Annotated in this window: 12 protein-coding genes; 5 read left to right on the top strand and 7 right to left on the bottom strand. The window is 42.5% G+C overall.

Going from position 1 to position 21,268, the window contains the following annotated elements; translation table 11 throughout:
- Positions 1–15 precede the first annotated feature (15 nt).
- The 6 genes from M5F03_RS06920 to M5F03_RS06895 form a co-directional block, all read right to left on the bottom strand.
- Positions 16–1,284 carry a magnesium transporter CorA family protein gene (locus M5F03_RS06920; protein ID WP_180156618.1) on the bottom strand — a complete coding sequence of 423 codons (1,269 nt, stop codon included), beginning with the start codon at positions 1,282–1,284 and terminating at the stop codon, positions 16–18.
- A 138-nt stretch (positions 1,285–1,422) separates the two neighbouring features.
- The gene (gene pnp, locus M5F03_RS06915; protein ID WP_180078135.1) at positions 1,423–3,510 is read right to left on the bottom strand and encodes a polyribonucleotide nucleotidyltransferase; all 2,088 of its coding nucleotides are present in this window, start codon (positions 3,508–3,510) and stop codon (positions 1,423–1,425) included.
- Between the two features lie 273 nt (positions 3,511–3,783).
- On the bottom strand, positions 3,784–4,053 hold the full coding sequence (gene rpsO, locus M5F03_RS06910; RefSeq protein WP_067761248.1) for a 30S ribosomal protein S15: 270 nt from the start codon (positions 4,051–4,053) through the stop codon (positions 3,784–3,786).
- 867 nt (positions 4,054–4,920) lie between these two features.
- Complete coding sequence (gene recD, locus M5F03_RS06905; RefSeq protein ID WP_283773866.1) at positions 4,921–6,648, bottom strand: exodeoxyribonuclease V subunit alpha; 1,728 nt, start codon at positions 6,646–6,648, stop codon at positions 4,921–4,923.
- A 194-nt stretch (positions 6,649–6,842) separates the two neighbouring features.
- The gene (locus M5F03_RS06900) at positions 6,843–10,613 is read right to left on the bottom strand and encodes a UvrD-helicase domain-containing protein (protein ID WP_249707634.1); all 3,771 of its coding nucleotides are present in this window, start codon (positions 10,611–10,613) and stop codon (positions 6,843–6,845) included.
- The gene (locus M5F03_RS06895) at positions 10,610–14,395 is read right to left on the bottom strand and encodes an exodeoxyribonuclease V subunit gamma (RefSeq protein WP_249707632.1); all 3,786 of its coding nucleotides are present in this window, start codon (positions 14,393–14,395) and stop codon (positions 10,610–10,612) included. The genes M5F03_RS06900 and M5F03_RS06895 overlap by 4 nt, the downstream gene beginning before the upstream one ends.
- Before the next feature lie 179 nt (positions 14,396–14,574).
- Between M5F03_RS06895 and M5F03_RS06890 the strand changes: the two genes are divergently transcribed.
- The gene (locus M5F03_RS06890) at positions 14,575–15,096 is read left to right on the top strand and encodes a hypothetical protein (protein WP_249707630.1); all 522 of its coding nucleotides are present in this window, start codon (positions 14,575–14,577) and stop codon (positions 15,094–15,096) included.
- Between the two features lie 141 nt (positions 15,097–15,237).
- On the opposite strand, the gene pap is transcribed toward M5F03_RS06890, so the two are convergent.
- On the bottom strand, positions 15,238–16,656 hold the full coding sequence (gene pap, locus M5F03_RS06885) for a polyphosphate:AMP phosphotransferase (protein ID WP_180132738.1): 1,419 nt from the start codon (positions 16,654–16,656) through the stop codon (positions 15,238–15,240).
- Positions 16,657–16,861: 205 nt separating this feature from the next.
- On the opposite strand from pap, the gene M5F03_RS06880 reads away from it, so the two are divergent.
- From M5F03_RS06880 to M5F03_RS06865, 4 genes are all read left to right on the top strand, one after another.
- Positions 16,862–17,575: a DUF8198 family protein gene (locus M5F03_RS06880; protein WP_111885630.1), complete on the top strand. Its 714-nt coding sequence runs from the start codon at positions 16,862–16,864 to the stop codon at positions 17,573–17,575.
- A 225-nt stretch (positions 17,576–17,800) separates the two neighbouring features.
- The gene (gene ubiE / locus M5F03_RS06875) at positions 17,801–18,745 is read left to right on the top strand and encodes a bifunctional demethylmenaquinone methyltransferase/2-methoxy-6-polyprenyl-1,4-benzoquinol methylase UbiE (RefSeq protein WP_111885631.1); all 945 of its coding nucleotides are present in this window, start codon (positions 17,801–17,803) and stop codon (positions 18,743–18,745) included.
- Between the two features lie 16 nt (positions 18,746–18,761).
- Complete coding sequence (locus tag M5F03_RS06870; protein ID WP_249707628.1) at positions 18,762–19,430, top strand: ubiquinone biosynthesis accessory factor UbiJ; 669 nt, start codon at positions 18,762–18,764, stop codon at positions 19,428–19,430.
- 18 nt (positions 19,431–19,448) lie between these two features.
- Positions 19,449–21,068 (top strand): ABC1 kinase family protein, encoded by a 1,620-nt coding sequence (locus tag M5F03_RS06865; RefSeq protein WP_249707626.1) that lies wholly within the window; start codon positions 19,449–19,451, stop codon positions 21,066–21,068.
- Positions 21,069–21,268: the final 200 nt, after the last annotated feature.

Raw genomic sequence — 21,268 nt, 5'->3', positions numbered from 1 at the left:
AGAAGCTGACACGAATTATTTGAGTTTCGTCAGCTTCTCAATTTCTTTCATGGTTTTAACCGTACCTTTGACTGTGCCCTTCACCGTCTGTTTGATTGGTTCATAATCCATAAACCAAAACAGATTCATGTGTTGATCGCCGTGCTGCTGTGCCAACATATCAATCACACTTTTTTCACCGCGCCCGACCAAATGCCGTCGATAAAAATAATACAGTAGTAAAATCGTGGTCATCAGCATGATGCCGAGCATGATCCAAAAACCGGTTGGTGACTTAAGTCCAGGAATAAACTCAAAGTTCATACCGTATATACCGGTTAATAAGGTTAATGGTGCGAAAATCGCCGTAATAATCGCCAGAATCCGCATATTTTCATTGGTTTGGTTGGCGACAGCTGAAAAATGCAGATCAATCGCGGCCTGCACAGCACTGCGTAATCGTGTGGTATGTTTTTGAATGCGTTCGATATGGCTGGTTAAATCATCTACCCGAACCAGCATGATATCCTGCTTTTCACTGCGCTTTTTGCCTTTCAAATGTGGGTAATTATCCACAACTTCATCACGCAGTTCTTGCAAAGCTTCAATTTGCTCTTCACACAAATTTTCCACTTGCTGAAAGGCCATATTTTCCTGCAACAACTGATGCCACTTGGTAAAACGCCGATGCCCTTGCAGCAATTCTCGCTGCCAAAACTCGACACGGCGGGTCAAAGGAACACGTAAATCCAAGTAACCATCTACCATATTATTCAGTAAGCGCAATGCCAAATCTAAGGGTGTAATGGCTAATTTTCGTGGTTTATTTTGTTCATCAATCGGACGAGAAATTAAAGTTTCAATCCGTTGGATATAACTTTCAATGGCTTTGTTGCCTTTTTCGCGCACCGTGATCAGCACTTGGGGCGTGATCAAAAAACTGATCGGGGTGGTCGCCAAACCAAAGACCCGCTCATGCTTTTCAAGAGCTTCTGCACCTGCAACAATTTGGTCATCGGGTGTGACCATTTTTCTAAAAATTAATAAATCATAATCATCGAGTGTGTCAAAGGCACACGGATGCTCTAAATTTAAAATATCCCGCAGATGGTATTCATTGACCCGTAGATCTGATGCCTGAAAAATATCACTCTGCCACTGCTCTGGGCGGTTGACGACATCTTCACGGGTACAATCAATCCAAATAAACTCAGGTTCAAGTTCAGGATGATGCTCACATTGCACTTGGTCTTGCACATAGATATGCGCGGCTGTTGGATGCTGAAAAAAATAATAGGTTTGCATATCTCATTTATTATTGTGTTTACTTTTTGCATGATGCCATAAAAAAAGCCTTGAGCAAGTCAAAGTTCATACTCTGACTACACTCAAGGCTTTTGTGAATCCATTCACAGAGCCGAAACTCTGTGAATCAGCAAACTATTAAGCTTGTTCGATGTCTTTCATAGTTAATTTGATACGACCACGGTTGTCGACATCAGCAACTTGTACTTTGATCTCTTGACCTTCAGACAATACGTCTGAAACGTTCGCAATGCGTTCGTTAGAAATTTGAGAGATGTGAAGTAAACCATCAGTACCTGGAAGGATGTTTACAAACGCACCAAATTCAACGATACGAATCACTTTACCAGTGTAGATTGTACCTGGTTCGATTTCAGCAGTAAGCGCTTGGATTTTCGCAACAGCAGCAGAAGCAGCCGCTTTGGTTTCACCAAATACGCGAACTGTACCGTTGTCTTCGATATCAATTGCCGCTTTGGTTTCTTCAGTGATTTGACGGATTGTTGCACCGCCTTTACCAATCACGTCACGGATCTTATCAGGGTTGATGTTGATCACTTGGAATGTAGGTGCATGCATTGAAATTTCGGGACGAGCACGTGAAATCACTTGGTTCATTGCATTTAAGATGTGCATACGACCTGCATACGCTTGGTTTAATGCAACTTCCATGATTTCTTCAGTGATACCTTCGATTTTGATATCCATTTGAAGTGCAGTAATACCGTTTGCAGAACCGGCTACTTTAAAGTCCATATCACCAAGGTGGTCTTCATCACCCAAGATGTCAGAAAGCACTGCGAAACGTTCGCCTTCTTTCACAAGACCCATCGCAATACCAGCAACTGGCGCTTTAATTGGCACACCAGCATCCATAAGTGATAAAGAAGCACCACATACAGACGCCATTGAAGATGAACCGTTTGATTCAGTAATATCAGATACGATACGAATCACGTACGGGAAGCGGTCAGCTGCAGGAAGAACAGCTTGTACACCACGACGCGCTAGACGACCGTGACCGATTTCACGACGTTTAGGACCAGATTCACGACCAGTTTCACCTACAGAGTATGCAGGGAAGTTGTAGTGCAACATGAAGTTGTCAGTTTTCGTACCTGCTAATGTATCCACCATTAACGCATCACGTGTATTACCCAAAGTTGTTGTTACCAACGCCTGAGTTTCACCACGTGTAAATAATGCAGAACCGTGAGCACGGTCTAATACACCAACTTGTACGTCAAGCGCACGAACTGTTTTCGTATCACGACCATCAATACGTGGCTTACCTGACAAGATGTTGTCACGTACTGTACGGTATTTAAGGTCTTCGAATAATTCAGCTAAGTCGTCAGCGATACCGTCAACGTCATCTTCTGGAACGAATTGAGCAACAGCTTCAGCTTGAAGCGCATCAAGTGCTGCATAACGATCGTGTTTAACAGCGATTGTGTATGCTTCAGAGATTTTCGCTTCAAACGCTTCTTTTAATTTCGCACGAAGCTCTTCGTTTTTCGCAGGTGCAGTCCAAGTAGACTCTGTTGCACCAGCAGCTGCAGCAAATTCTTTAATCGCTTGGATCGCGATTTGCATTTCGTCATGACCGAACAGTACAGCGCCAAGCATTTGGTCTTCAGAAAGTTCTTTCGCTTCTGATTCAACCATCAATACCGCAGATTCTGTACCTGCAACCACAAGGTCAAGGTCAGATTCTTTTAGCTGTTCGTGGTTCGGGTTTAGGATGTATTCACCGTTGATTAAACCAACGCGTGCACCACCGATTGGACCACGGAAAGGTGTACCCGCAATTGCAAGTGCAGCTGAAGTACCTAACATTGCAGCAATGTCAGCTTCCATTGTCTTATCAGAAGAAATAACAGTCGCAGTCACTTGGATTTCGTTGTAGTAACCTTCTGGGAACAATGGACGAATTGGACGGTCAATTAAGCGTGAAATAAGCGTTTCAGCTTCAGACGCACGGCCTTCACGTTTACCATAACCACCTGGAATACGACCTGCAGCATATTGTTTTTCTTGGTAGTTAACAGTCAATGGGAAGAAGTCTTGACCTGCTTTCGCTGTTGGCTGAGCAACAACAGCAACAAGAACTTGTACACCACCCATAGTGATGATCACAGTATTCGCTTGACGCGCAATACGACCTGTTTCTAGGACAACTTGATGCTGACCATATTGGAATTCTTTACGAATAATATTAAACATCGACATGTTTTATTTTTTCCTGATTTTATTCTAGTGGAGACCCCTAAGGTTTGGCATTCATTCAACGCCCCAAACGCTGTAACATAAATGACAAAGCTTAGAAGCCGACCTCACTAGAGATTAAAAACATTAATTTAAAATACTAATTTAAGACACAAAGAAGGAGCGAATCATCGCCCCTTCCCCATTATCCAACCAAGGTTGGATAGACTTTAGTTTTCAGTAATACGGCACTTAGCATGCAATAGTCCGAAAATAAAAGTTTAAATCGAATTAACGACGTAAGCCTAAAGCAGCAATCAATGCGCTGTAACGAGTAGCGTCTTTACCTTTAAGGTAGTCAAGAAGCTTACGACGTTGGTTAACCATACGAATAAGACCGCGACGGCTATGGTGGTCGTGTTTGTGCTCTTTGAAGTGACCTTGTAAATCATTGATTTGAGCAGTTAAAAGAGCTACTTGAACTTCTGGTGAACCAGTGTCGTTTTCAGCGCGAGCGAATTTTGCAATGATCTCTGCGCGATCTGCGTTTGTTAAAGCCATTCGATTTCTCCGAGATGCTTATAAAGTTAACTTTTGATACGAATCAACCGATAAATCAGCTGACTGCCGTGCATCACTACAGCAAGTGCATTATATTAAGGGAAAATCGTCTTAATTGCAAAAAGAGATAGCCGACTTCGTCAGGTTATGTTAATGACAATAACGCCTTATTTTTCCTCTCGATTCCATTATAAATTTTTTATATGCTTCGACACTCTATACGACATAAAACTGCATATTTCCAACACATTGAATTCCAGATTATTGAATGAATTTTAAACTTATTTTTGATACATTTTGCCACTCGATATTTAGGATACAAAACTCAAACTGGAATAATTAAAAAAAAGCCCGAGCTAGGCTCGGGCTTTTTTGCGCTGTAGTTTCTTCTTTTTTAGTTATTGTTTTATTATTTATTGTTTTATGTGGCGCTTTTCCGCGTCCTTATGTTAAACATTCCATGTTTTAACTTGCACTTCCTTATGTGGTAGATTTTGCCACAACGGCTGTTAGATAAAAGTCGTATTTTTCGTATCTATATGTAAGCTTTTTCGTACATCGGTTAAGCTCTATTTCTTTTCTGTTACAGCATATAGGCATTTCTTATTTTCTATACATAAAAAAGCCTTGTAGTCTCTCCCAAAACTACAAGGCTTAGCGGCTGTAAGTTTCCTATTTCCTTACTTCACTGTAAGTTCGCTGTCTTTTGACGTTATTCTTATACTTTTGCGATTTTACTCAACCATCCGTGTTGAGTTCTTTTTCTGTGAAGTCATCTTCTCAAAAAGCTCTAAGAAGCTCTATGCGCAAATCTCCTGAATCAATGTAAGCTATTTCTTACAAAATACGGTACATTTTGCCCAGGCTTTACAAAGATAGGTGATTGTTAATTTTTTCTAACAAACCACTAACTCGTGCTGTTCTTTTTATAAGCGCTTTTGCCAATGCATCTTTTGCAACAAGTAAACTCACCACTTTTTTTGCACGTGTGATAGCGGTATAAATCAGCTCTTTGCTCATCATTTCGGTTGCATGATTTTCCAAAACTACCGCCGTATGGGTAAATTCAGAACCTTGAGACTTATGTATAGTCAATGCGTAGGAAGTTTCTATACTTTTAGGTAACCGTGTTGCCACAACCCATTTATCCAAACTTGGAAAATAAACCTCAAACTGCGACTTTTCCGTCTTCGGTCGTTTTAAGCAAATCCCGATATCACCATTTGATAGTCCAAGTTGATAATCGTTATAGGTCATCATGACTGGACGACCGACATACCAATCCCCTTGTTTCAACACACCCAAGGCATTTAAGACCCGTAGTTCAATCTGCTGATTGAGTTCGTGTAAGCCTAATTTTCCATGTCGAATGGCCGATAGAATCCGATAATCATCAAAATAGCGAATCAATTGGGCTAACCAATCTGTATATTCAGCGGGTTGCTCTGGCCATTGTTTTAACCATGCCACATAGGGCTGAAAACCATACATCAGTTGATCATAATATTTTGCCCAATGTGCCGCACTGTTCGTGGCTTCGGGGAGATATTGCAACTGAATCACATCGCTCATATTCGGTGTCAGTTGAATCGGCTGAAGTTCGGATGCAGATACCACCTGATGTTCGAATTTCACCAGAACTTCTGTGGTTGTTTGCTGTTGTTCTTGTTGTTGAATAAAACGAGCAAACTCACCAATGGCTGCACCCTGTACAAAACGGCGGCTGGTCTGTAAATGGGTACGGTTGGCTTGTAAGGCATCGACATCCTGAAGATTAGCCAAAACTGCGCCAACATCGACCGAAGCCAACTGTTCTGCATCCCCCAATAGAATCAGCTTGCTGTGTTGAGGGATTGCCGCGAATAGCATCTGCGCCAAACTTAAATCCAACATGGAGGCTTCATCGACCACAATAACGTCATAGGGTAAGCGTTGGCGCTCATTAAACCGCGGGATAGCGCGCGTCCCTAAACCCAATAGGCGATGCAAAGTTACGGGTTTCAAATGTTTGTGAATAATCGAATAATGCTGCAATGCAGGATCTTTAAACGCTGCTTGTAAGGCTTCTTCCATTCGCTGCGCCGCTTTTCCTGTCGGCGCTGCCATCGCAATTCTTAAATTTGGATTTTGCTCATTCAACACGGCAATAATCCGAGCCAAGGTATAGGTTTTACCTGTCCCAGGCCCACCGGTAATGATATTAAAATTGTGCTGACACACCATGTGCAGTGCTTGGATCTGATGGGGATCGGTCAGTAAATCCTTTTCAATATTAAGCATCTGCGTTTGATTGAGATTTTGCTCTGTTTGCTGTTTTAAACGTGCAACTTGCTTGGCTAAAGCATTTTCTAGTGCCCAATAGCGATAAAGATAAAGTCGCTGTGAATCAAAAATAAAAGGCGCAACAGGTGTTTTTTCAGCTTGCTCGTGCTGAACCATCTGAGCCAAACATTGAATCTGCGCATCTTCGGCCAAAATACAACTATCGCCTTTTTCCACGGCTTGCATCAATTGTTGAATTAACTGATTTGCAGCAGGATGACTGGCCTGATTGGGTAAATAATGTTGGATTAAATAGTCAATCCAATCCGGCAAAACCTCATCTAAATCAGCTTTTTCTTGGGTATTTTGGGGAACTAAAACCTGCGTTTCTACAGTATTTTCTTGTCCCGCGTGCAAAGGCTGTGCTGACAAGGCTTTTTGATCATTTTCCACACAGTTATCCTCAAACTTATCCACAATGCAACTTACTGTTTCAGCGTAAATATTTTTATCTTTTTCGTGCTTATTCACGTTTTAGCCACAACCTTTTCGCTCAATATTGCATCGAGGTTTTGAATGAATGTATCCGCCGGCTTCCAGTGATATACCCCACGATCGGACTGTCCATCCATACCGCGAAGATATAAATAACTCGCCCCACCCAAATGCTGCTTCATGTCATAGTCTTTCATCACGGCTTTCAAATAACGATGTAGGGCCACCAAATATAATGCCGCCTGCAACCAGTAACTGGAATGACTCATACTTTCTCGAATATAGGCATGATTATAATGTGCGGTCTGATCGCCTAAGAAATTACTTTTATAATCGGCAATGTGATAACGCTGACCATCATAATATACCAAGTCAATCGACCCCGTCAGATAGCGTGCTGTAAACACATCATTCAAATCTTGTATCCGTAAATCTGGCTCATTTAGGCTTTCAAATAGCATGCGTATTTTACGTATTGCCAATGCACGATCTGCCATACTTAAATGAAAGTCCATTTCTGAACGATATTCACCATCGTTTAACTGATGCAGGCTAAAACCATCATGCAACGGTGTATGAATGATTTGACTGTACCATTCCTGCATTTCTTCAATCAGTTCAGCTTCGTCTTGTTCAGGGTTCGCCGTTTGCCCAAACTGTTTAATCAAATTTTGCAATATTTGCGGCGAATCAAACTCAACATCACTATGAAAACGCGTTGCGATGGCTTTGGCCAACTTATCTTCTGGGGTGCTAAATCGAACTTTTTCCATCAACTTGTGCAAGAAACTTCCGGGCTTGGTTCCCTTTGGAAAGTGCCGTTTAATCCAACTAATTTTCTCTGCAGTTTCTGCTTCAATAATTTCAAGCTGTTCCACTTCATCGGCAGCACTGTCTTCTGGCTCGGTCATGACCGCTGCCAGTTGGTCACGTTGTATATGTGCCTTATGTGTCGTGCGCGTGAGCGCGGTAAAGCTGGTGGTTTCCCGTGGATAAAAATGGCTGTTGGGAATTTCTGCCGCGTCTAATACAACAGCTTCAACCTGAGTCTGAGTCAAAATCGCTGGTGCTGCACGCAAAACATCAGCATCCACACTTTCTGCATGTTGGAACAGATCAGGTTCGCTTCCACGCCAAAAAGTCAGTCCTGAACGCGCTTCTGCCATTCGTTTCTTTTCGACTTCATGATGACGCAGCACGGCATAGACACGATAACTGGCACGGGTCAACGCCACGTACCACAAGCGATGATGCTCTGCTTCATTGCGTGCATCATTTTGTTGAATATCATCTTCGGGTAAGTCCGAAGACTTCACGGCAATCACACGTTCTAACCCAAGGCTTTTTTGCTGATTGTCTTTAAGGGAAAAATTCAAATTGCCTTTTTCACTTAAGCCCGCATTTGCTCCCAATAAAAATACACAACCAAACTCTAAGCCTTTGGATGCATGGATCGTCATCAATTGCACCCCCAATTGCCCAGTCAATTTTCGCTCTTGGGTGCTTTCATTATTGATGCCTAAATTGATTTGGCGAATAAACCATTGATAAAGCTTATGTGCACCTGTGTAATGTTCACTTTGCTGACTTAATAATTCTGCGATATGGCGTAAATTCACCACTGTGCGTTCATTATCTCGACTTTGCCCAGCCACCAAACGCGTCCACACCTGAAAGACCGTCATGCAGCTATTCCACGCGCTGCGGAATCCTTGCTCATTCCAAATTTGTCGGATCTGTTCGAGTTTTTCGATAATTTCGCTCAGTCCATCTGCCTGCTGTTCGAGTGCGACCAGTTGTTTCAGATCAAAACCCAATAAACGGCTCAGCAGCGCACGTTTCACCTTGGCTTCTTGATAAGGATTTAAAATCGCCGTCAGCAAAGCGGCAACATCTTGTGCGACGGAACTTTTATAGACACTGTCCCGAGAGGCTTTATAACAAGGAACGCCCAGCTGCAATAAACATTGTTGCACTTGCTCTAAGTCGAAATGGTTTTGCCCCAAGACCGCAATATCGTTTGCTGTCAGTGCTCGCCGGGTATTGTTGTCTTGAAAATATAAATGTCCTTGCTGAGCTTGGTTGAGCAAGGACTGAATCTGCCAAGCTACTTGTTCAGCTTCATTTAGCGTTTCATCCAAAGCCAACCAACGCAGCGGTTGTGGATTGACTTGATCATGATCAATCAACGGCGGATGCTCGCGCTCACCTGCTTGAATCGGTGTGTATTCAACATGCTCACCAAAATCCATTTGCCGATGAAACAAGGCATCCACCACTTCAACCAAATTTTTGACTGAACGATGGTTTTTGTTCAAGGTATAACAACGCCCACCCTTGGCATGAATATCATGACGCGCTTTACGATAGGTCAGCATGTCACCGCCACGGAACCCATAAATCGCCTGTTTGGGGTCGCCGACCATAATCATACAACCCTGATGTAAGCGCTCCTTGACCCGCCAAATGCTAGACAGCATGTCATCTTGATCTTGGTTGGTGTCTTGAAATTCATCGACTAAAATCAGCGAATATCGTGCCAAAACATGGGCAGCAAAACTGTCTTTCCCTGCTGCTGAGCTTTGCTGTAAGGCTTCCGATAAGGTCCTAATTTGTTGTGAAAAGGTGGTTTCGCCAGCGTGGGACAACACTTGAGGTAAACGCTTTTTGACTTCCTGTGCCAAATAAAAATTTAGATATTGTTCTGCTTGATTGATATGTTCATAAGCATTGAGCACCGCTCGGAGTTGTTGAACAAAAGCATGTTGATAAAATTCTTTTGAGACATCTGGCTGCTCTTCAACGACTTTGTCTTTAAATACACGTGGCTTGAATTCAGTTTTATTCGGATCATAAAACAATGAACGAATGGCTTTCATTGTCGGTTGTAACACGTCGGACTGAGTCAATACCCCTTGGCTACCCGAATCTTCAAAGTGCTGTAAAAACTCGGGAATGCGTGTGTTAAAGGTGAAAAAGAATGCCCCTTTATTAAAACGCCGAGCGTCGACAAGGTTCTTATAATGACTTGCGGCATCAAAACACGCTGCAAGTTCTACACGAGCAGCAGGCAGCATTTGCGCAAGCTGATGACACATCGCCTCAAAATGTGCCAAAGCATTTTCGGGTAATTCAGGGACACGTAAATCCACCGATGGGAAGTTTAGACTTTCCTTTACCACGCCCAGATAGTATTCAGGACCTTTCAACTGATGATTCAACAGCAAATATTCAATCAAATGCGCAGGCTGCTGCTGAATCCAATCTCTTAATAAATCATGAATAATACGTTCAATATGTAGATCTTCATCTTCACTGATTTGCACCTGTTCGATACGACCACTTTCAAAGGCAAATTCACGTAATAACTTTTGACTAAAGCTGTCTAAAGTTCCGACAAAGAGTTCTTCATATTGTTGTAAGACCACATTCAGCCGATTGTAAGCATAATCTAAATGATGCCCATGATCTTTCAACACCTGCTGATATAAAGGGTCACTCAAACTCTGCTGAAGTTCGGCCAACTCATCTTGAGGTGCCGCGAGCAGGCCATAAATAAAGTCACGGGTTTCTTCAATCCGCAGTCGTACCCGCGCTTTGAGTTCCGCTGTGGCTTTACGAGTAAAAGTGGTGGCAATGACCTGATTCGGCATATAGCGATCTAGAAAAATCCGCACCATCAGACTGGAAAGCGTATAGGTTTTCCCTGTACCCGCAGAAGCCTCTATCCAATGCAGTCCCGTAAAGCTCATGTCTGCAATCGGGTTGGTGGACATATTCATCGTTTGCTGTGGCATATTCATTTTTTGACCTCAGGCTTGATGACATTAAGTTTTTTTAGGCCGTCATATGCCTCGGTATCCATCACATGATATAAACGTTCTGCATAATAACGACAGGACAATGCCAGAAGCTCATCTGCCGCTTGTTGCTGTAAAATAAAGCTCCAATCACGATGGTGGCTATTGGCTTCATTCGACTCCAACTCCACTCCACCAAAACTATGATTTTTCAGCCATTCCTCTTGAAGCTTTGCAAAATTATCTGGCATGAGTTGGCCTGTTTCACTCTCTACCCAAGTGCATTTTTCTTGGCGAATTAAGGCAGCAGGCAGCACCACAGGACGTTTTTGTGCATGTTTCCACATCACCAGCCATTCACTGAGCTGTAGCTTGGCTTGTGCGGAGCTTAAACCACAACAAACTATACTTTTATCATTACAAATCACTTCACGACGATATGCAGCCCCCTCATCACCTAAGTCTAAATAGCTCAACCACAGTAGATATTCGAGCCACGTTTGCGTCTGACGTTTAGGCTTTGCCCCAGATGCCATACAGCTTAACCAATGCATACTCTGACGGTCTTCAGGCACGGTGATGCTCAGTATCAAATGCGGTTCAAGCTGTAAGTTTTGTAAAGTGGTCGCAGTTACACAACGTCCATCTAAACGTGCTAACAATTGTGTCTGCTCTTGCAAACTGAGCTTCCACGTTGCTATTTGGCTATGTCCTACAGGCAGTACATCTTGGAATAATGCTATATCTGGTTCAGTTGGAGTCGTAGAGTTCTGATCCTCAGCTTGATTGACACGAGATGCAGGCTGCATATAATGCTTTTGCAATAAGTCACGGACATGGTATTGCTGTAAACGGTCAAGTAATAAAGGCTCTTTCTGTGGTAACTGATCACCGGTATACACACTGGCCACACCAAGCGTTTTCAAATATGCCCGAGCTGGGAATACCACATCTTTAATCCACTCCTGACCATCTAACACCCTTACTTCTTGTGCATCATGCACTGGATAATCAAGGTTAATCCAGGGTTGGCGTTGTCCAGACTGATTTAAAATATGTTCCGCCACAGCAAACCATTGATCTTTATATCGTACGTTTTTCGACTGCTGAAATCCTGTCGGGTCAAATGGCTGCAAAGGATAAATATGATAGAGCGGTTCGAGTTGCTCTGGAATTCGTAACCCATCCAAATCCAACATGGCATCATGTGGCTGATCTAACTGCTGGGGTTGAATCATTCGAGCGAGGAATTGGCTAAACTCATAAATGACAGATGATGGTTCACGACTTTCACCTCCATTGACATCAAAGCCATTATAGAAAATCCATAAGGACTTTCGGGCAAATAACAAGGCATCTAAAAATGCACCTTTATCATCTTCCAAACGTGAGCGATCACCCAATACTGGCTTAAACACATCCATTAAATCAAAAGGTACTTTCTGATCACGACGTGGGAATTTTCCACTATCCATGTTCAACAACACCACCAGTGAAAATGGGACTTGACGGATTTTACCCATGTCTGCAAAGGTCACTGAACCAGTTGGTTCGATCTGATCGACAGAACTATCGATGCCTTGTTGTATCTCTTTGAGCAATAAAGATAGTGGTAAATTAAAGCTATTTGGTAGCGACTCAACTTTTTCACTTTGGGCATTTTTCAGTCGTTGTGTCATTGCACGCATCACACCGCGTATGGTTTCAAATGCTCGACCACTGGCTTCAACAAAAGGTTTTAAATCTTCATCTAGCTGTTGCAACCACGCTTTGACCGTCTGTGCACTGAGGTTCGGATTAAGCCAATCTCGACGCGCACTGATATCTTGATAGATCTGAATTAAGGTTTGCACCAACTCAAAATCACTACTCTGCACCCCTGCGAAACTTAAAGTATTCTCAAATACGGCATGCTGTGGAATCGCAATCCCTAACGCCAAACGGTCTAAAGCAAATTTAAAGGTATAACGATAATCTCGGTCTTGCTCAGACAAATAAGCCAACATGTGCTGTTCATCTAAACCACGACGGAAACCGGCTTGAATTAGCAGTTCCATCATACGTTCCATTTGTACATGGTCGAGCTGATACAGTTCTTGCACCGCATTCAAATTCAACCAATCGTGAAAATCTTCTGCGGTAAAACGACCTTGGCTAATTTCAATGCGTCCAACAAAGGCTTTCCAGGCATTTTGAATATCTTGACTAACCACACCTGCAATTTTTACTGGGATATAAGGTAAATCCACAGCACTGCGACCCATGCCTCGAGTCGTCGAAAAGACCGTCCGAATATGCGGTTCCAGTTCTTTTAAATTTGGCACCAATACCAAGATATCACTCGGATGGCGTGGCTCTTGTTCCGAGCCTTCGGCCAACCAATGTACCAACTGCTCACGTAAAACTTCTAACTGACGCAGGCTAGAATGACAGACATGAAATTGAATCGATTCATCTGAACCCGCGAGTGCATATTGATGCTGTTCGGGCTCTTCTAGAGTCATGATGTCATATTGAATTTGAGCGAGCAGCGTTGTCGGCTCAGTATCTGGAAAAATATCTTCCCAGCCTTCGCCACCAGACATATTCACCAATAATGCAAAGTTATCCCGCGCACGTTTGCCTAAACGAGTCAATAATGAATGCTGTGATTCACGAAATTCTGCATTGGTCGTACTCAGATAGGCCTGAATTTGCGCTGTGCTGACATTAGGATTTCGTTCAATATAACGCTGTTGCAATTTTAGGTTATAACGATCTTTCCAAACAGGATCGACCATGTCTGCCCAATACTCACGCGATGGGTTGAAATACAACAAATGTACTTCGGTATACGCCGCCAAACGATATAAAAATTTGAGTTGTGCAGGTGGTAGTTCTAAGGTAGTAAAGACGAAAATCTGTTCAGGTAAACCGTTATAGGTTTGATGACGCTCATCATCATCGCGTTCATCATCCTCAGCATCCAAATCAAACTGCTGCTGCCGATTTTGCTCAGCATGCGCCAAGGCAAACCAAAATTTATTATCTATTTCCTGACGGTCATTAAAATCTTTTTTGAATACTTGATGCCACAGCCAACGCTGCCATTGCTCTAGTTGTCGAGCCTGCGTCGGTAAATATTCATCAGCTTGTTCAGGTTTCAGACCTGTGAGTTGCATAATATTTAATGGCTGGTTATGACTCCACGCTTTTAGCCAGTCGGTATCACAATGTGGACAAATCCATTGCTCAACACCTTCATCAGGGGTATGAATACAACTGCCACGAAAGGCCATGTAGTTGGTAAAAAGCCGAGTGACTTGAGCAGCGATCCAGTACAACATTTCTTGGCGCTTTTGCTCACGTTTTTTTTGATCTGAGAGTTGTGCTGTGCTGTCAAAAATACGCTGAACTAAGGGCTGCACGTCTGTCGGAATCTGAGCAGCATCAAACTTATCAGCCGCAATAAAACCGGCTAGAGCATTATAAATACGCCATTGCATAATCAATGGCGGCATGTTGATACCTTTAATTCGCTCACGGTCTTGTTTGTTCGGCAAGGCCCAATCGTAGGCTTTCCACTGCAACCCTAAAATTTTACGATGATGCTTAATATTGGCACTAATACTGATTTTTTCAGCAACTTGTTTTTCTAACCATGCTGCAATGGCTTGATCGGGTACCACGATATGCCGTTCTTGCAAGACAGATAATGCATTAGTCGACTGATTTGATTTTAATTTTTTGATTAGACAATCCACCAAAACTTCGATTCTTTGACTCTGAATTACATGTATTGCCATGGATTACCTTTACAGCCTGAGTGACCAACTACTACAAAACAACAATGATTATTTACTATACATCTTGGGCTGTCTATGCGACTTTGACAAGAGAATAGATTGCAAAAAATGCTTTTAAACAAGTATCTTAATGATACTTTATGAGAAAAAAACCAATCCAGTATCAAGGGTATCTGCTTATGAAAATTGATAACATTCCTGATTCCATCGACCCTAACTTAAATCTGGACATTATTCGCGCTGAATGCTTAGAGCTCGTTAAAAAACGTGCTTATTTTTCAGCAGGTGCAGCCATTATTCCTGTGCCATTTTTGGATGTGGTGATTGATGTCGGAATTTTGTCACAGCTCATTCCAGAAATTAATGCGCGTTTTGGTTTAGCGCCAGATCAAATTAGTGTGTTTGATCCAAAAACCAAACAAATTCATTGGACTGAACTGCGTAAACGTGGTGTCGAATTTTCTGGTTTAGTGGTTGCACGAACTGCGATGAAAAAATCGCTAAATAACATTGCAGCAAAATATATTACCAAACAAGTCACTAAATTTATTCCATTAGGTGGACAATTGGTGGCAGCCAGTTTGGGTTATATTGTGATGAAAAAAGTCGCTGAAACCCATGTAGAAGAAAGCTACCAATTGGCGAAGCGTATTCAACAGAAATTTCCGAACCAACCTGTTCCAACGCCTAACAATGGTTAACGAAACGATGTCTAGCGCATCAACAAGACTTAAGAATCAAAGTGATTTAAACCATAGATCTAAAGATTAAGTAAATCTGAAAATGAGCGAGTTTTGAAAATGAAGAAAAAAGCCACGAATTGCGTGGCTTTTTTCATAAAGTCAATCTGCTTTCAACTGCGCTAAAATCGTTTTTAGCACTTGTAAACGAGCACTATGCTTATCATTGGTCGCAATCACATGCCACGGCGCATATTCTGTATTCGTGCGTTGCAACATATCTGCAGCAGCTTTGAGATAGTCATCCCAACGGTCACGATTCCGCCAGTCATCTGGAGTAATTTTAAAACGCTTATGCGCGGTTTCTTCTCGAGCTTTAAACCTTGCTGCTTGCTCATCCTTTCCAATGGCTAACCAGAACTTGATGACAACCGTTTGACTGTTATATAGGTCCCTTTCAAAGCGATTAATTTCATCGTATGCCCTCTGCCATTCAACGGTATTAGCAAATCCTTCAATCCGCTCAACCAAAACACGACCATACCAACTGCGATCAAAAATCGTGATTTTCTCTTCAGGGACAATTTTATTCCAAAAGCGCCATAAGTAAGGACGGCGTAGTTCATATTTTTCAGGTGCTGCTATGGTATGAATTTCATATTCGCGTGGGTCTAACTTTTTAACAATACGTTTAATTGCTCCGCCTTTCCCTGCGGCATCCATCCCTTCAAACACGATCACCACGTTGCGTGAATCAAAACGTAAAGCTTCAGCCACCTTACGGCTTAATTTTTTTAATTCTTTTTTATAATCGGCTTCATCAGCGATGACTGTACTTGGCTCCAATAAAGCCTGTGGTGTTTTGGCCTGTTTCCAACGCCCTACCGCTTTAGTTTCATGTGTTGGACAATGTTTTAAAGTGCGTAAAATATACTGTGCAAATTGTTGATCACGGACTTGCTCATCTTCACAGTCGATAATGATCCAGTCATGACTAAAACGCTGACGTAAACGTTGCAAGTTGTCATATTGTTTTTTATTGCGCCAATCTAAACCATGCAATTTATGCCAACGCGCTTCACTCGGGTCCATTTCATCCAAACGTTTTTGTAAAGATTTCCAAGATAAATCGAACCAGACCTTAATCACATCGACATGATTATTTTTTAGGTCTCGTTCATAAGCCCGCATGTTCTCGACATATTCATCAAATAAGGTTTCATCCAAAGGCTTTGACACATGCATGGCGGTACTCAGTAAGTCACTGTACCAGTTTCCAAACATCACCATGATTTGCCCTTCGGCAGGAATAAACCGTGCATAAGACTGCCAAAAGGTTTGTTTTGGATTAAATATGATCGGGGCATCCGCTTTCACCCTTAAGTAACGTGGATCAACCCATTCACGGAGCTGTTTGACGGCCTCCCCCTTACCCGCAAGCTCTATTCCGCTGACTAAAATCAACACGCTTTTGGCATTGGGCTGACGGCTGGTATTTTTCAGTTGATATTGCGCTTCAATTAGCTCAACCGAGAGTTGTTCTTCATCCATCAATTGAAATTCTGTTTCTTTTAAGCTCATGGCGGACCCTTGGTTTTATTCTGTTTTGAGTATAACCATGCCGTTCATCACACAACAATGCTTTCATGTATATGCTGAAATGCAAAATATGACCATTTCTGCAACAAACTGACTCAGATTAACCTGTAATTTCGTCACTTTGTCATAGCCCTAAGCTACAACACCCACTAAGATTCAAACATCTAAAAAATAATTGAGACACTCAATGTCCAAACTTGCAGTATTAGATGATTTACTTGAACTGTATTACCAGTTGAACTACCACAAAAAGCCAGAAATTTTACAGCGTTTACAAGATGTCCAGCAGTGGCAAAAACAGCGTATGCAACGCACACATGCCATACAATTTGCTGAAAAACACAATGTGCTGATGTCTGAATATTTTATTAATCGTTTATATGGCGGTCCTGATTTTGATGCATTAGCAGCACAAATTGCTCGTCTCACGCGCTATGCACACAAAGCTGAAAAATTGATTCCAGACAATGCTATAAAGACTGGTACTTCGGGCGTACAACTTGCGATATTGGCCGTACAGCTTGATGAACAAGTGGCCATGCAATTATTAGAAGATTATCCATCCAATCTGACCCTAACCGATGAAATGATGCGCCAGACTTATCTTAAGCTTGATCAGGGCAAGGACCGTATGTTACAGCTGCAACTATTGGACGATTTAGGTCGTAATTTAGATAAATATATGCGCTCATTTATGGTCTATACCGCCTTTAAGATGTGCAAAGGTGCAGCAATAAAATATAACTTCGAAGTGATGTATGACTTTATGCAAGATGGCTTTCTCGCAATGAAACCACTTAAGTCAGCAGAAAAATTTGTGCGTGAATTTACCACTGTAGAACGTCAAATCATTGACCGTGTACATGCTGGAGACCCGAACCCGTTTCAGCCGGCGGCTTAACAAAATTATCATCCCATAAAGCCCATGTTTGATATAAAACAGACAAGGCTTGCAAGGCTGAATTCAGATTTTTTATAGGGGATTTGCAAAGCAATTACAGCAGACCCTTATTTTTTCTGTATATTATTCACAACAAATGCAAATGACTGCTGTATAACAACAGAGAATCTGTCATCATGCTTGCAAAGCAACATTAACCCTATTTATAAGTTAGGAGTGACTCTAATGTCTAACGAGAATCAAACGCCTGCCCCTACACCTGAGTCGGCACAAAATACAGACAAAGCGAGTCCATTCTTAACTGAACCTTTACCACAAGGGACAGCGCAAGGTCAGCAACAATCTTTAGAACAACGTCTGACCGACACACCTGTGACAGGTTCAGTACCCAAATATAATCTGCCACGTGGCGCGAACACAGGTAATGTTGGGCCAACCACACACTTTGGTTATCAGACCGTGAGCAGCGAAGATAAAGCGCAAAAAGTCGCGGAAGTTTTCCACTCAGTGGCTGCGAAATACGACATCATGAATGATTTGATGTCATTTGGTATTCACCGTCTATGGAAACGTTTTGCCATTAACATGTCAGGTGTTCGTCGCGGTCAGCACGTACTGGATATTGCAGGCGGTACAGGTGACCTTGCTAAAGTGTTCAGTCGTGAAGTTGGTCCGACAGGTCATGTGGTGCTTTCAGACATTAACGAATCGATGCTCAATGTCGGTCGTGACCGCCTCATTGATGCTGGTTGTACCAATGTCGATTTCGTTTTGGCCAATGCTGAAACTTTAGAACCTTTTGCAGACAACAGTTTTGACCTATTAACCATTTCATTTGGTCTACGTAACGTGACTGACAAAGATGCTGCTCTTGCTGCAATGTACCGCGTTCTTAAGCCAGGTGGTCGTTTACTGATTTTAGAATTCTCTAAACCGGTATTTGAACCATTCTCAAAACTGTATGACTTATACTCATTCACTGCATTACCAATTATGGGAAAAATCGTAGCAAATGACTCTGAAAGTTATAAATACCTTGCAGAATCAATTCGTATGCACCCAGACCAACGTACTCTTAAAGGTATGATGGAAAATGCAGGCTTCCAAAACTGTGATTATCACAACTTAACGGGTGGTATCGTAGCCGTACATCGTGGTTTCAAACTTTAATACTGCAGGCTGAACTATGTGGTCGATTCTCGCACTTGGTGCAGTTGAACGCTTAATTCATCATGTCATTGATCTGGATGCTATTACTCGCATCCAACTGAATGAATTGCAAGGCAAAATGCTTCGTGTGGTGATCGATTCACCACAGTTGTCGGTGGATGTGTTTTTTGAGAATCAGAAAGTTCGCTTAGAACCGACGCCAACAGGACACTCTGAAACCGCATCTATCTTTGAGCAACGCCCTTACGAGCAGCAGTCAAGTACGACCGAAGCAACGGCGACCTTGCATGTCAAAACGGTCGTCGAGCTCCTTAAACTGCTGTTGGCTGAAGATGTCGGCAATATCCCATTGCAAGGTGATTATCATTTATTGCAGGATATCCAACGCATTATGCAGCAAGCTGAGCCCGATTTAGCTTCGCATTTAAGCCCTTGGATAGGTCCAAGCCTTGCGCATGAAATTGGTAAGTTGCAACTTGCCCCCAAATATCTCAAACGTACTTTACAAAGCCATTTGTTCTTTGCTGAAGACGCGTTAAAAGAAGATTCTGGCTTGTTTGCCCCACGTTGGCAAATGGATGACCTGAATCAAGACACCCGAATTTTGAATCAAAATCTGGACCGTGCAGAAGCAAAAATTCAGCAGCTGCATAGCCAAATTGACTCATTACAAGACAACACTTAAGACTAGGTAATTGCACATATGATTCCGCACGTTTCACGTTTACTCGACCTTTGGCGCATCGCTGCGCACTATAGACTCGACACGTTGTTTCCTGCGGAAGAATTACCGGAAAAAGCCCGTCATATTCTTTCTCTCATTCGCATGCACCCTGCGGCATGGTCAAGCCGCGAGCGTAAAAATCCGCTCAAGCTCAAAGAAGCCATGGAAGAGATGGGCCCGCTGGCCATTAAAATGGGGCAATTACTGTCTACCCGTCGTGACTTGATTCCACCTGAAGTTTTACAGCAATTGTTACTACTACAAGACCGTGTAAAACCTTTTTCGAATGACGTTGCCAAAATGCGCATTCAGGAATCACTCAAAGCGGATGTGAATACATTATTTGCACGCTTTGACGAGCAACCATTAGCCGCAGCATCTATTGCACAAGTGCATACTGCTGCCCTGCATGATGGTCGCGAAGTCGTGGTAAAAGTGACTCGCCCAAATATTCGCAATCAAATTCTGGAAGATTTTGAAATATTAGAGTGGCTTGGTCAGTTCCTTGAAAAACGTCTAGAAGCCGCTCGTGCCCTGCATTTATCTGAAATTATTCAGGACTACCGTCAAATTATTCTCAATGAATTGGATTTGACTTTAGAAGCGGATAACACCCGTCGTATGCGTCATTACTTCACCGGTTCAAGCATGATGTACGTGCCTGAAGTCTACATGGACAGCCGTGATGTAATGGTCGAAGAACGTATTACCGGTGTGCCTATTTCAGATATTGCGACCTTTGATCGCTTGGGTATGGATCGTAAAGATTTAGCCGAAAAAGGGCTCACCATTTTCTTTACCCAAGTGTTCCGCGATAACTTCTTCCATGCAGACATGCATCCGGGGAATGTCTTCGTCGAAACCATCAATCCTAGCAATCCACGCTTTATTGCCTTGGACTGCGCGATTATGGGTGAGCTTTCAAAGCACGACCAAATGACCGTAGCACGCATGCTACTTGCGGTTATGAACAGCGACTTTATGCAGCTGATTCAAATCGTGCATCAAGCGGGTTGGATTCCACCGGGTACAGATCAAGATGCCTTAGCACGTGAAATGCGTCGCACTGTTGGACCAATGGTCTCTAAACCAATGCATGAATTGGACTTCGCCGGGATTCTGATTCAAGTGATGGATATTGCGCGTCGTTTCCATTTAGAGATTCCGCCACAACTGATGTTGCTACTCAAAACTTTGGTCCATGTCGAAGGTTTAGGAACGGATCTCTATCCTGAATTGGATATTTGGAGTTTAGCAAAACCAATCCTCACCGATTGGATTAAAGCGCAAATGAATCCGCAGAAAAACTTAAAAGAACTCGGACAAAAAATTCCAGACTTACTTTTAGGTGCGCAAGATTTACCAACGCTGATGATCGACAGTCTGAATGGTTTAAAAAATCAGTCGGCTTGGCATGCTAAACAACTCAATGAACTGCAAAGCATGCGCTTGCAAATGGAACATCAGCAAAAGCGTAGTTGGGTCTTTGGCAGTGTTATGGCCATCTTCCTCTCCATTGCGATAATTGCGCCATGGTACGTTTCCATCGTATTAATTGCACTTTCAAGCTTACTTGCCATTTGGCGTGTGTTTAAATAATCTTTGTATTTAAACAATATGTTGTATCCATAGCCCCTTTAAGCCCTTTGACAATAAAGGGCTTAAAGCTATAAAAACAAAAAATTCAAAAAATTAAATAAGGCTGAACGCCATGTCATACAGTTATTTAGGGGTACTGTATGGTCGAAATCCACTCCGAGCTTGTGCAACGGCCTTGCTATATAGTTTTTCGACCCTAC

The sequence above is a fragment of the Acinetobacter amyesii genome (genome assembly GCF_023499985.1).
Classification (GTDB): domain Bacteria; phylum Pseudomonadota; class Gammaproteobacteria; order Pseudomonadales; family Moraxellaceae; genus Acinetobacter; species Acinetobacter amyesii.
The sequence above is the reverse complement of the archived record's forward strand: the minus strand, read 5'-3'. Positions and strand labels throughout refer to the sequence as shown.

Excerpts from the sequence above, each read along its gene's own strand:
- M5F03_RS06920 (WP_180156618.1), bottom strand. The coding sequence starts at position 1,284 with ATGCAAACCTATTATTTTTTTCAGCATCCAACAGCCGCGCATATCTAT.
- pnp (WP_180078135.1), bottom strand. The coding sequence starts at position 3,510 with ATGTTTAATATTATTCGTAAAGAATTCCAATATGGTCAGCATCAAGTT.
- rpsO (WP_067761248.1), bottom strand. The coding sequence starts at position 4,053 with ATGGCTTTAACAAACGCAGATCGCGCAGAGATCATTGCAAAATTCGCT.
- M5F03_RS06900 (WP_249707634.1), bottom strand. The coding sequence starts at position 10,613 with ATGAATATGCCACAGCAAACGATGAATATGTCCACCAACCCGATTGCA.
- M5F03_RS06895 (WP_249707632.1), bottom strand. The coding sequence starts at position 14,395 with ATGGCAATACATGTAATTCAGAGTCAAAGAATCGAAGTTTTGGTGGAT.
- M5F03_RS06890 (WP_249707630.1), top strand. The coding sequence starts at position 14,575 with ATGAAAATTGATAACATTCCTGATTCCATCGACCCTAACTTAAATCTG.
- pap (WP_180132738.1), bottom strand. The coding sequence starts at position 16,656 with ATGAGCTTAAAAGAAACAGAATTTCAATTGATGGATGAAGAACAACTC.
- M5F03_RS06880 (WP_111885630.1), top strand. The coding sequence starts at position 16,862 with ATGTCCAAACTTGCAGTATTAGATGATTTACTTGAACTGTATTACCAG.
- ubiE (WP_111885631.1), top strand. The coding sequence starts at position 17,801 with ATGTCTAACGAGAATCAAACGCCTGCCCCTACACCTGAGTCGGCACAA.
- M5F03_RS06870 (WP_249707628.1), top strand. The coding sequence starts at position 18,762 with ATGTGGTCGATTCTCGCACTTGGTGCAGTTGAACGCTTAATTCATCAT.
- M5F03_RS06865 (WP_249707626.1), top strand. The coding sequence starts at position 19,449 with ATGATTCCGCACGTTTCACGTTTACTCGACCTTTGGCGCATCGCTGCG.